At 55.2% G+C, this 12446-nt stretch carries 11 protein-coding genes; 7 read left to right on the top strand and 4 right to left on the bottom strand.

All coding sequences use genetic code 11. The features are described from left to right. Positions 1-14: 14 nt before the first annotated feature. Positions 15-713: a tRNA (adenosine(37)-N6)-threonylcarbamoyltransferase complex dimerization subunit type 1 TsaB gene (gene tsaB, locus AC1MKH_RS14590; RefSeq protein ID WP_276219931.1), complete on the bottom strand. Its 699-nt coding sequence runs from the start codon at positions 711-713 to the stop codon at positions 15-17. Positions 714-791: 78 nt separating this feature from the next. Continuing rightward, the gene (gene yoaA, locus AC1MKH_RS14595) at positions 792-2702 is read right to left on the bottom strand and encodes a DNA repair helicase YoaA (RefSeq protein WP_276219930.1); all 1911 of its coding nucleotides are present in this window, start codon (positions 2700-2702) and stop codon (positions 792-794) included. Positions 2703-2831: 129 nt separating this feature from the next. Here yoaA and AC1MKH_RS14600 point away from each other — a divergent pair, with 129 nt between their 5' ends. Next, positions 2832-3176: a RidA family protein gene (locus tag AC1MKH_RS14600; protein ID WP_276219929.1), complete on the top strand. Its 345-nt coding sequence runs from the start codon at positions 2832-2834 to the stop codon at positions 3174-3176. Between the two features lie 5 nt (positions 3177-3181). Here AC1MKH_RS14600 and AC1MKH_RS14605 read toward each other — a convergent pair whose 3' ends face one another. Then, positions 3182-3367 (bottom strand): YoaH family protein, encoded by a 186-nt coding sequence (locus tag AC1MKH_RS14605; protein ID WP_015964079.1) that lies wholly within the window; start codon positions 3365-3367, stop codon positions 3182-3184. Positions 3368-3426: 59 nt separating this feature from the next. On the opposite strand from AC1MKH_RS14605, the gene pabB reads away from it, so the two are divergent. From pabB to AC1MKH_RS14625, 4 genes are all read left to right on the top strand, one after another. Further along, a complete protein-coding gene (pabB, locus tag AC1MKH_RS14610) occupies positions 3427-4782 on the top strand; it encodes an aminodeoxychorismate synthase component 1 (RefSeq protein ID WP_327621904.1) in 1356 nt (451 codons plus the stop codon). 2 nt (positions 4783-4784) lie between these two features. Next, entirely contained in the window at positions 4785-5363 is a 579-nt protein-coding gene (locus AC1MKH_RS14615; RefSeq protein WP_276219927.1) for a CoA pyrophosphatase, read from the top strand. Positions 5364-5528: 165 nt separating this feature from the next. Further along, positions 5529-6893, top strand: a complete 1365-nt coding sequence (gene sdaA / locus AC1MKH_RS14620) for an L-serine ammonia-lyase (RefSeq protein WP_276219926.1) — start codon at positions 5529-5531, stop codon at positions 6891-6893. Between the two features lie 124 nt (positions 6894-7017). Beyond that, entirely contained in the window at positions 7018-8592 is a 1575-nt protein-coding gene (locus tag AC1MKH_RS14625) for an EAL domain-containing protein (protein ID WP_276219925.1), read from the top strand. 9 nt (positions 8593-8601) lie between these two features. On the opposite strand, the gene yoaE is transcribed toward AC1MKH_RS14625, so the two are convergent. Further along, positions 8602-10161: a CNNM family cation transport protein YoaE gene (yoaE, locus tag AC1MKH_RS14630; RefSeq protein WP_276219924.1), complete on the bottom strand. Its 1560-nt coding sequence runs from the start codon at positions 10159-10161 to the stop codon at positions 8602-8604. Positions 10162-10619: 458 nt separating this feature from the next. Here yoaE and manX point away from each other — a divergent pair, with 458 nt between their 5' ends. Together manX and manY are read left to right on the top strand one after the other, a co-directional pair. After that, positions 10620-11582, top strand: coding sequence for a PTS mannose transporter subunit IIAB (manX, locus tag AC1MKH_RS14635; RefSeq protein ID WP_231827032.1), 963 nt, complete (start codon positions 10620-10622; stop codon positions 11580-11582). 62 nt (positions 11583-11644) lie between these two features. Then, positions 11645-12445 (top strand): PTS mannose transporter subunit IIC, encoded by an 801-nt coding sequence (gene manY, locus AC1MKH_RS14640; protein WP_276219923.1) that lies wholly within the window; start codon positions 11645-11647, stop codon positions 12443-12445. Position 12446: the final 1 nt, after the last annotated feature.

Consider the following 12446-nt stretch of genomic DNA (forward strand, 5'->3'; position numbering starts at 1 on the left):
TTACTTACTAAGATTCATTCACGGCCCGGAAGTTTCTTCCATGCCACTTCGTTGCGTAAATATTTAGGTTCAGCTTGCTCAACGGCGACGGTTTTGCCCTGCTCCAGCAGATAAACCGCGATGGGCAACATGTCTTCGGCTGCGGGCAGTAACACCTCGCCATCGGTTATCGTGAGGTGCGTAGCGTCGGCGGCCAGTTCAGGCCATGCCGGCCAACCGGTCCCCACGGTTACCCATTCACCAGATAACTGCATGAGACGCTCTTTAACCGATTCCGGTTTTAGTACCGCTTCACTCTCTTCGCCGTGCCAGATACCCTGCTCGTCGCGAACGTACTCCGCCCAGTAAACTTCGCCCATTCGCGCATCAATGGCGGCCAGAACACGCGTCGCGCCGCTTTTGCGGAACGCGCCCTGCGCCATCGTCGCAAGCGTAGAGACGCCAATCATCGGCAGTTCAGCGCCTAGCGCCAGGCCCTGCGCGATACCGATACCGATACGCACGCCGGTAAAACTGCCCGGCCCACGGCCAAACGCCAGCGCGTCCAGCTCCGCCAGGGTAGCGCCGCTTTGGCTAAGAATATCCTGCACCACAGGCAGAATGCGTTGGGTGTGTTCACGAGGACAGAGTTCAAAATGAGCACAGATTTCACCGGTATTCCACAGGGCAGCCGAGCAGGCTTCCGTGGCGGTGTCGATAGCCAGAATTCGCATGATTCGTCGCGCTCTCGCAATTGCAGATCAATAAAATGGCGCGCATCTTAGCACACTTTGTACCAGGCTGCGCCCTTGTTAACGAATGGATGACATTGCCAGGAAGCGAACGGCGCGCCCGATATCCCGCGTGCGCGGCGCAGGCGGCAGGCTGGCAAGGAAGGTTGCGCCATAGGGGCGCATCACCAGACGGTTGTCGCAAATCACCAGCACGCCGCGATCGTCGGTGTCGCGAATCAAACGTCCGACACCCTGTTTGAGGGTAATGACTGCATCCGGCAGTTGAACATCTTCAAACGGATCGCCGCCACGCAGACGACAATCTTCCATTCGCGCCTTCAGCAGCGGGTCATCCGGCGAGGTAAACGGCAGTTTGTCGATGATGACCAATGAGAGCGCATCACCACGCACGTCCACACCTTCCCAGAAACTGCTGGTCGCCACCAGTAGCGCATTACCCGCGCTGACGAACTGCTGTAACAGCTGCCCTTTGCTGGTTTCGCCCTGTAGCAACACCGGTAACGTCATGGTGGCGCGGAACTGCTCCGCCAGGTCACGCATCATGGCGTGTGAGGTGCAAAGCATAAAACAGCGCCCATCATTGGCTTCGATGATCGGCTTTAACATGGCCGCCAGATGACGCGCCGCGCCCGGCTGATTAGGTAACGGCAGATTACGCGGTACGCATAGCAGCGCCTGATGCGCATAGTCAAACGGGCTTGGCAACAGCAACGAGTGGGCCTCACCGATACCCAGGCGATCGGTGAAGTGATGCAGATCGTCGTTCACCGATAAAGTGGCCGAGGTAAAAATCCAGCTACCCGGCTTCTGCGCCATCACTTCTTTGAATTTATCGGCAACCGTGAGCGGCGTTAGCGCCATGGTAAAGTGGCGCGAGTTGCACTCATACCAGTAGCTGTAACCCGGCTGGTTGACGTCTTTCAGCCGCTTGAGTCGCGCGCGATACAGCGTCGCACGTTCAAAGGCCGCGTCCAGTAAGGCAGAGCGCCCCAGCGACAGTTTGGCGACGTCATAGCAGAGCTCCAGCGCATCATCCAGCAACAACAACGCGCGCTGAATGGTATTATCCGCCAGCAGTTCGCGCAGATTTCCGCGATAGCCAGGATCGCCCAGTTGCAAGCGGAAGTCCTGGGTGGCCTGCGCCAGGCGGTCGGCACATTTTTGCAATTGCTGGGTGTCTTTCAGTTCTGTTCGGTACGAGATGGTGATGTCTTTGGCGAGGTCTAACAGCTGTCGGCTGGAGAGCGACTGGCCAAAATACTGGCTGGCGATATCCGGAAGCTGATGCGCTTCATCAAAAATCATCACTTCGGCTTCAGGAATGAGTTCGCCGAAACCGCTCTCTTTGACCACCATATCGGCCAGAAACAGGTGATGGTTGACGACCACCACATCGGCGTCCATCGCTTTTTTACGCGCCTTCACCACAAAGCAGTCGGCGTACTGGGGGCAGTCGCTACCGAGGCAGTTGTCATTGGTGCTGGTCACCAGCGGCCAGGCCTGCGAATCTTCCGCGACGCTGACACAGGTGCTGATGTCGCCATCAATCGTTTGATTCGCCCACGAGCGTAGCAGAATAACGTCGCTTAAGGTGTTCACCGGCAGATCGCCGCCCGCCAGCGCCTGCTGTTCAAGACGTTCAATACACAAGTAGTTCGAACGCCCTTTCAGCAATGCCAGTTTGCCTTTGAATTCCAGGGCCTTCGCCACCGTCGGTAAATCGCGGCTGTAGAGCTGATCCTGCAACGCTTTTGAGCCGGTAGAGATAATCACCTTTTTATCGGCACGCAGCGCGGGCGCAAGATAGGCGTAGGTTTTCCCGGTGCCGGTACCCGCTTCCACCACCAACGGTTCGCCGTCACGGATTGCCTGCGCCACGGCGTGCGCCATCTGGCGCTGCGGTTCGCGTGGTTTGAAACCGGTAATCACTTTCGCTAACTGACCGTCTGCTGCAAAATCGTCCGTCACACTGCCCCCTGTTTATTTGGACAGTGATTATGTCAGGCTGACCGTCCTTTCGCCAGTCGAACGGATGACGACCGGGCAACAATGTGGCACTCTTGCGCACGTAAAGGAACTTCAACAGAGGAAACTGCAATGACGATTACGCGTATTGATGCCGAAGCCCGCTGGTCTGATGTCGTGATTCACAACCAGACGCTGTACTACACCGGGGTACCGGAAAATCTGCAAGCGGATGCTTACGAGCAAACGGCGAACACTCTGGCGCAGATTGACGCGATTTTGCAAAAACAGGGTAGCGATAAAACCAAAATTCTTGATGCGACGATTATTCTCGCCAACGGAGATGATTTCGCCGCAATGAACAAAGCGTGGGATGAATGGGTTGTTGCGGGCCATGCGCCGGTGCGTTGCACCGTGCAGGCCAGACTGATGAAAGCGGAGTATAAGGTCGAAATTAAAATTATCGCCGCAGTGTAACGGCCCTACTCTTCTTCATCCTCATCTTCAAAACGCGCCACAATCTGCTCGCCCGTGTGGGTGGCGCGAATTTCTGCGGCGACCAGCGCAATCGCTTCGCCGCTGCTCATTCCCTGAGAAATGAGGTCATGAATACGTTCTACCGCTTGTTGCTGCTGCTCGTGGGTCAGCGAAGGTAATCCTGCAAACATGTTTGACTCCTGCTACATTGTTGGCGCTTATTATTTCACGCTGTTTGGGTTTGAGGAAGATGTTACTCCCTTCAATGATTACGTTACCGTGGCGACAGGATGCCGCTGAGCACTATTTCGCGCCGTTAAGCCACCAGCCGTGGGCGATGCTACTGCACTCGGGCCATGCGGACCATCCACACAGTCGTTACGACATTCTGGTTGCGCAACCTCTCACTATCCTGGTGACGCAGGGCGAAATAACCACGATTACGCGCGGCAGTGAGCATACCGCGTCAACGCAGGATCCGCTCTCTCTTTTACAAGCAGAACTCGATGCCCATGCGTTCAATACCGATTCGCTTCCTGATATGCCGTTTATCGGCGGTGCGCTGGGGCTTTTCGGCTACGATTTGGGTCGCCGCTTTGAGCAGCTTCCCCGTCATGCGCAGCAGGATATCGACCTGCCGGATATGGCGGTGGGTATTTATGACTGGGCGCTGATTGTCGATCATCATCAGCAAACGGTGACGCTGGTCAGTCAGCGTAACGCGCAGGAGCGCCTGCACTGGCTGCTGAATCAGCAGGGGCAATCGGGGCTGCCATTTGCGCTTACCTCGGCGTGGCAGGCAAATATGAGCCGGGAAACATATGGCGAAAAATTCCGCCAGGTGCAGGCGTATCTGCACAGCGGCGATTGTTATCAGGTCAACCTTGCTCAGCGTTTTCAGGCGAGCTATACCGGCGATGAATGGCAGGCTTTCGTTCAGCTTAACCGTAGTAATCGCGCACCGTTCAGCGCGTTTATCCGGCTTGATGAAGGGGCGATTTTAAGCCTGTCGCCGGAGCGGTTTATTCTGCTGGAGCACGGCGAGATTCAGACGCGCCCGATTAAAGGCACCCTTCCACGCCTGGCCGGCGCCACTGAAGATGCCGCGCAGGCTGAACGGCTGGCGAACTCGCCGAAAGATCGCGCCGAGAACCTGATGATTGTCGATTTGATGCGCAACGATATTGGCCGCGTCGCGGTACCGGGCAGCGTTCGCGTGCCGGAGCTGTTTGTGGTCGAGCCCTTCCCGGCGGTGCACCATTTGGTGAGTACCATCACCGCGACCTTGCCGGATACGCTCCACGCCAGCGACCTGCTGCGCGCCGCATTCCCCGGCGGTTCGATTACCGGTGCGCCAAAAGTGCGGGCCATGCAGATTATCGACGAACTTGAACCGCATCGCCGTAATGCCTGGTGCGGCAGCATCGGGTATCTCAGCGCCTGTGGCAATATGGGTACCAGCATCACCATTCGCACCGTTACCGCCTGGCGCGGGCAGGTTTACTGTTCCGCCGGGGGTGGTATCGTAGCAGACAGCAACGAAGCCGCGGAATATCAGGAAACGTTTGATAAAGTTAACCGTATTCTGCATCAACTGGAGTCGTAACCATGGCATCCCCTGCTCTGAACCTGGATGATTTTCTTTCCCGCTTTCAACTGCTACGCCCGCAGGCGAGGCGCATGACGGTCAATCAGCGCCAGGCGGCGGTGCTGGTGCCGATTGTGCGACGCCCCGAGCCGGGTTTGCTGCTGACCCAACGTTCAGCAAAGTTGCGCAAACATCCCGGCCAGGTTGCCTTCCCCGGCGGCGCAGTCGATAGCACCGATGCATCGCTGATTGCCGCCGCGCTGCGTGAAGCGCAGGAAGAGGTTGCCATTCCGCCAGAGAGCGTTGAAATCATCGGTATGCTGCCGCCAGTCGATAGTGTGACCGGTTTTCAGGTCACGCCCGTAGTCGGCGTTATTCCGCCAAATCTGCACTATCACGCCAGCGTCGATGAAGTGTCATCGGTATTTGAAATGCCTCTGGCGGAGGCGCTGCGACTCGGCCGCTACCATCCGCTCGACATTCATCGCCGGGGTGATTCACACCGTGTATGGCTTTCGTGGTACCAGCACTATTTTGTCTGGGGAATGACCGCCGGCATTATTCGTGAACTGGCGCTACAGGTAGGCCTGAAACCCTGACTATACTTAGCGCAACAGCAAGATGTTCGGCATTAGTAAAACAGGATCGATTCATTAGTTTAATTCATGTGAATAGTTCAGCCGAATATCCGGTTCCCTCATACACTATGCGCAATTATAACATCGTTGCCGCAACACGCCGGTAACCCTGTCAGGAGTAAGAAAGTGATTAGTATATTCGACATGTTCAAGGTGGGGATTGGCCCCTCATCTTCCCATACTGTAGGGCCGATGAAAGCGGGCAAGCAGTTCGTCGATGACCTGGTCGAAAAAGGTTTGATTGATGATGTTACCCGCGTCGCGGTTGACGTCTACGGTTCACTCTCGTTAACCGGTAAAGGTCACCATACTGATATCGCCATTATTATGGGTCTGGCGGGCAATCAGCCTGCGACGGTCGATATTGATGCTATTCCCGCGTTTATCCGCGACGTCGAAACGCGTGGTCGTCTGCTGCTGGCGCAGGGACGCAAAGAAGTCGACTTCCCGAAAGATAACGGCATGCGTTTCCACAATGGCAACCTGCCGCTGCATGAAAACGGCATGCAGATCCACGCCTGGGCGGGTGAAACGGAACTCTACAGCAAAACCTATTACTCCATCGGCGGCGGCTTTATCGTTGATGAAGAACATTTCGGCAAAGATGCGGTCGATGAAGTGAAAGTGCCTTATCCGTTCGCTTCCGCGACCGAAATGCTGAACTACTGCAAAGAGACCGGACTGTCACTTTCTGGCATGGTGATGCAGAACGAACTGGCGCTGCACAGCAAGAAAGAGATTGAAGAGTACTTTGCTAACGTCTGGCAGACCATGCAGGCCTGTATCGACCGTGGCATGAACACCGAAGGTGTGCTGCCAGGCCCGCTGCGTGTTCCGCGTCGCGCCTCCGCGCTGCGCCGTCTGCTGGTCGCTAACGATAAGCTCTCTAACGACCCGATGAACGTGGTCGATTGGGTGAATATGTTCGCGCTGGCGGTGAACGAAGAGAACGCCGCCGGGGGCCGTGTGGTCACTGCGCCAACCAACGGCGCCTGCGGGATCGTGCCAGCAGTACTCGCCTATTACGATCACTTTATTGAATCCGTCAGCCCGGATATCTACATCCGCTACTTCCTCGCCGCCGGGGCGATTGGCGCGCTCTATAAAATGAACGCCTCTATTTCCGGTGCTGAAGTCGGTTGTCAGGGCGAAGTGGGCGTAGCCTGCTCCATGGCGGCTGCGGGTCTCGCAGAACTGCTGGGCGCCAGCCCGGAACAGGTTTGCGTGGCAGCTGAAATCGGTATGGAGCACAACCTGGGTCTCACCTGCGACCCGGTTGCCGGTCAGGTTCAGGTTCCGTGCATTGAACGTAACGCGATTGCCTCGGTAAAAGCGATTAACGCCTCACGCATGGCGATGCGCCGTACCAGCGAGCCGCGCGTCTCTCTCGATAAAGTCATCGAAACGATGTATGAAACCGGGAAAGATATGAATGCCAAATACCGCGAAACCTCACGCGGCGGCCTGGCGATTAAAGTTCAGTGTGACTAACCTCTCCTCGCCCATCTTCGGATGGGCGATTTATTTCTCTCTTTTATCTCACTTTTTTCCTCGCGCACCGCTAAACTTGCTTGTGTTGCCGTAAAAGGCTCTGGCCAGGTATTGAGCATCGGATATGCAATCTGCGCACTGGATAGTAAAACAATATCTCCATAAGCGTATTCTTCTCTGTGTCCTGGTGGCGCTGGGTGTCTTTTCGCTTACGCTGGGTATTGGATTTATTTTACAGCGTAGCGAAAATAAACAGCAGATAGAAAGCTATACCCTGCGCGCAGTGACCACGATGGATAAGATCCTTCGGAGCCTGGAAAAAGAACGCGTTCGCCTGCAACCGCTTATCGGAAAACCCTGTAATGACAGTCTGTTACAGCTTCGTCAACAGGTCGCAACCTTAAAAACCGCCCGCTCTATTTTCCTGGTCAAGGACGGTATTCTTTACTGCTCCAGCGCCTTCGGCGAGCGCGATATTCCGTTGCGCAAACTGCAGCCCAGGTTAGCGGACAGCAAGCCTAAAATGATCCTGACCATAGATCGTTCGCTGGTCAAAGGAAGTCCCGTGCTGATGCAGTGGTTCCCGGCAGCGCAGGACGACCAAAATGGTGTGGTGATCGGCATTAACATTGATTTGGTCAGCGAGATGATTCTCGACCCCTTCCCGCCGCTCATTACCCGTACCAGTCTGAATATCGATAATGCCTATTACATGGACGGTGTCGGCATTACCGAACAGCGATTACAGCGTAAGGGTGAGATGTTCTATTCGCAGGCATCGCGCGCATACCCTTTCAGCATTGCCGTCAGTGGCCCCTCGTTCTGGACGCTGGCATTGCGTGAGTTACCCGGCAGGCTGCCGCTGGCGTTGATCTTCGGCCTGCTTTTCGCGTGGATAACGTGGATTGCGACCGCCAGACGCATGAGCTTCTCCTGGGAAATCAACATGGGCATCGCCCAGCGCGAGTTCACGCTTTTCTGCCAGCCGCTGCTGAACACCCGCGCTCAGCGTTGTGACGGTGTGGAGATCCTACTGCGCTGGAACAATCCTCGGTTGGGGCCAATCGCGCCAGATGTGTTTATCCCCATTGCCGAAGCCAAAAATCTTATCCTGCCTCTGACCCGTTATGTGCTGAGTGAAACGGCACAACAGCTGCACTACTTTCCCGCAGATCCTAAGTTCCATATTGGCATCAACGCGGCCGCAGCGCATTTCCGTGACGACACGCTGCTGCTTGCAGACCTCAATAACCTGTGGTTTAGCGTAAATCCCGCCGTCCAGTTAACCATTGAACTGACCGAGCGCGATGCGCTGCACGACGTGAACAGTGAACTTTTACGCGAACTGCACAGCAGGAAAGTCCAGCTGGCGATTGATGATTTCGGGACCGGCAACAGTTCGCTCTCATGGCTTGAGAAACTGCATCCCGATGTGCTGAAAATTGATAAGTCGTTTACCCATGCGATTGGCACCGATGCGGTCAATTCGACGGTAACGGACATTATTATTGCGCTGGGGCAACGATTGAATATTGAGCTGGTCGCGGAAGGGGTGGAAACGCCGGAGCAGGCAAACTATTTGCAGCGCCACGGCGTCCATTTACTGCAAGGTTATCTCTACGCGCCGCCAATGCCACTGGCGGAATTCCCCCAGTGGCTGGCGAAGCATAACGGGCTACCTCCGCCCGTTACGCCTTAAGGACCCGCGTTACTCTTCGTCGTCATGTTCTGACGGTTGCTTCACCACGCGCACTTGATCGATGCGGTAGTTATTGGCTTCAGTGATGGTTATCTGCAAGGGTGCCAGTTCAATCACATCGCCCACTTTCGGGATATGGCCGTTAACGGCAATCACCAGGCCCGCGACGGTAGCGATATCTTCTTCCTCGTTCACCAGGTTATCTATCCCCAGCGCCTGTTGCAGCGCGTGCAGGTCGGTACCGCCCTTCACCACCCAGCCTTCGCCATCGGCGACGATTTCCGGGGTTTCATCGGCATCCGGGAATTCACCGGCGATAGCTTCCAGTACGTCCAGCGGCGTCACCAGCCCCTGCACCACACCAAACTCGTTGGTGACGATAACAAAGCTCCCCTTTGCCCGACGCAGCACGCCCAGCAGGTTAATCGGGTCGAGTGTATCCGGCACCACAATGGCCGGATGCGCTGAGGCAATAGCCGCCACGTCATCACCCGCTTCCAGCGCCACCAGCATCTCTTTGGCACGCACGATACCAATCACTTCATCCAGTTCGCCACGACACACCGGGAACAGGCTGTGCGGCGACGAAAGCAACTGTTCGCGGATTTCGTCTTTGCTGAGGTCGGCATCGACCCAACTGATTTCACCGCGCGGCGTCATGATGCTGCGCAGGGAACGCGAAGCCAGCGTCAGCACGCCGTTAATCATATAGCGTTCTTCTTCCGCAAACGCGCCTTCCGGCACAGACACTGGCGTCGGGTTATCACCTTCCTGTTGCGGGCTGGCCTGCTTACGGCTGCCCATCAGGCGCAGAATAGCGTCCGCCGTACGTGCACGCAGCGGCAGCGTGGACTGGTGACGAATAAAGTTACGACGCGCAATCTGGTTAAACAGTTCGATAATGATGGAGAAACCAATTGCCGCGTACAGGTAGCCTTTCGGAATATGGAAACCGAAACCTTCTGCCACAAGGCTCAAACCGATCATCAGCAGGAAGCTCAGACAGAGCACCACAACCGTCGGATGCTGGTTGACAAAATTCGTCAGCGGCTTGGAAGCCAGCAACATCACGCCCATCGCAATCACCACGGCCGCCATCATGACAGGCAGATCGTTCACCATCCCCACGGCGGTAATCACCGCATCAAGGGAGAAGACGGCATCCAGCACCACAATTTGCAGCACCACGACCCAGAAGCTGGCGTAGCCTTTGCCGTGACCGGCATCGTGCTGACGGTTTTCCAGCCGTTCATGAAGCTCGGTTGTCGCCTTGAACAACAGGAACAGACCACCCAGCAGCATGATCAAATCACGCCCGGAGAACGAGTAATCCCACACGCTGAACAGCGGCGCGGTGAGCGTGACCATCCACGAGATCACCGAAAGCAGGCCCAGACGCATAATCAGCGCCAACGACAGACCTATCAGGCGCGCTTTATCACGCTGTTTTGGCGGCAGTTTATCCGCAAGGATCGCGATAAAGACCAGGTTATCAATACCCAGTACGATTTCCAGGACGACAAGCGTCAACAAACCGGCCCAGATTGACGGGTCCATTAACAATTCCATGAGCGACTCCAGCTAACAAGATGACGCGTCATCGCGCTGTCAGATACAGGCGTGACAATTTCGGACAAAAGGGAACGGTGGCGCGGCTGGCCGGGATGTACTGCACAAATGTGCGATGTGAATGTGAAAAGGCGTCGGTGACGGTCCATACTTTGGGCTACTGCCCTATACTCCTGCAAAATTAAACGGAAGCTAAACATAGCAAAAACTGATCACAATTTGGCAAAGATTTACCTGTCTTTGCAATAACTACGATTATTTTTTGCGCCGCAAAATAATTGGCCCCCTTTGACTAAATTACGGATCTTCATCACATTAATTATTTTTTCACTATCTAAAATAATTCTCGGCAGTTATTAATTTTTTCTCTCAAACCCTTATCTGAATCGATTCGGTAACGACATCGCTTCAACAAGCATCAGCCCGCCTGATGCAACGATAATAAAAGGAGGTAGCAAGTGACGATTGCTATTGTAATAGGCACACATGGTTGGGCAGCAGAACAACTGCTGAAGACGGCAGAGATGCTGTTGGGCGAGCAGGAAAATGTGGGTTGGATCGATTTCGTACCTGGCGAAAATGCCGAGACGCTGATCGAAAAATACAACGCACAGCTGGCAAAGCTTGATACCAGCAAAGGCGTGTTGTTCCTCGTTGATACCTGGGGTGGAAGCCCGTTCAACGCGGCCAGCCGAATTGTCGTTGATAAAGAACAGTATGAAGTCATCGCGGGCGTCAACATCCCGATGTTAGTGGAAACGCTGATGGCGCGTGATGATAACCCATCGTTTGATGAGCTGGTGGCGATTGCCGTTGAAACCGGTCGTGAAGGCGTGAAAGCGCTGAAAGCGAAGCCGGTTGAAAAAGCCGCGCCTGCCCCGGTCGCAGCAAAACCTGCGGCACCGGTTAAACCAATGGGTGAGAATGACTATATGGTCATTGGCCTGGCGCGTATCGATGACCGTTTAATCCACGGCCAGGTAGCAACCCGCTGGACCAAAGAAACCAACGTCCGCCGCATCATCGTCGTCAGCGATGAAGTTGCCGCAGATACCGTACGTAAAACCCTGCTGACGCAGGTTGCTCCTCCGGGCGTAACCGCGCATGTGGTTGATATTGCCAAGATGCTTCGCGTCTACAACAACCCGAAATACGCGGGTGAACGAGTGATGCTGCTGTTCACGAACCCGACGGATGTCGAACGCCTTGCTGAAGGTGGTGTGAAATTCACCTCCATCAACATCGGTGGTATGGCCTTCCGCCAGGGTAAAACTCAGGTGAATAACGCCGTTTCGGTCGATGAAAAAGATATCGAAGCGTTCAAGAAACTGAACGACCGTGGTATCGAACTGGAAGTCCGTAAGGTCTCCAACGATCCGAAACTGAAAATGATGGATCTGATCAACAAGATTGGCAAATAAGCTATCTCGTTGATTGTCACTCAGTTTTCACACTTTAGTCTTACGTTTATAGGAGAAGTACAATGGAGATTACCACTCTTCAAATTGTGCTGATATTCATCGTTGCCTGTATCGCAGGTATGGAGTCAATCCTCGATGAGTTTCAGTTCCACCGTCCGCTGGTGGCATGTACCCTGGTCGGTATCGTTCTGGGCGACATGAAAACCGGTATCATCATCGGCGGTACGCTGGAAATGATCGCCCTGGGCTGGATGAACATCGGTGCGGCGGTTGCGCCTGACGCCGCGCTGGCATCCATCATCTCAACCATTCTGGTTATTGCAGGTCAGCAGAGCATCGGCGCCGGTATCGCGCTGGCGATTCCTCTGGCTGCGGCAGGCCAGGTTCTGACCATCATCGTACGTACCATTACCGTGGCCTTCCAGCACGCAGCGGATAAGGCGGCCGAAAACGGCAACCTGACGGCGCTCTCCTGGATCCACGTCTCCTCCCTGTTCCTGCAGGCGATGCGTATCGCTATCCCGGCAGTGATCGTGGCGGTGTCCGTGGGTACCAGCGAAGTGCAGAACATGCTGAACGCGATTCCGGAAGTGGTCACCAGCGGCCTGAACATCGCCGGTGGTATGATCGTTGTCGTCGGTTACGCCATGGTTATTAACATGATGCGTGCAGGCTACCTGATGCCGTTCTTCTACCTGGGCTTCGTGACTGCTGCCTTCACCAACTTCAACCTGGTTGCACTGGGTGTGATTGGTGCGGTAATGGCGATTCTGTACATTCAGCTGAGCCCGAAATATAACCGCGTTGCGGGTGCTGCGGCTCCGGCTGCTGGCGCGAACGATCTTGATAACGAACTGGACTAAC

The organism is Pseudocitrobacter sp. CD920760 (genome assembly GCF_057782505.1).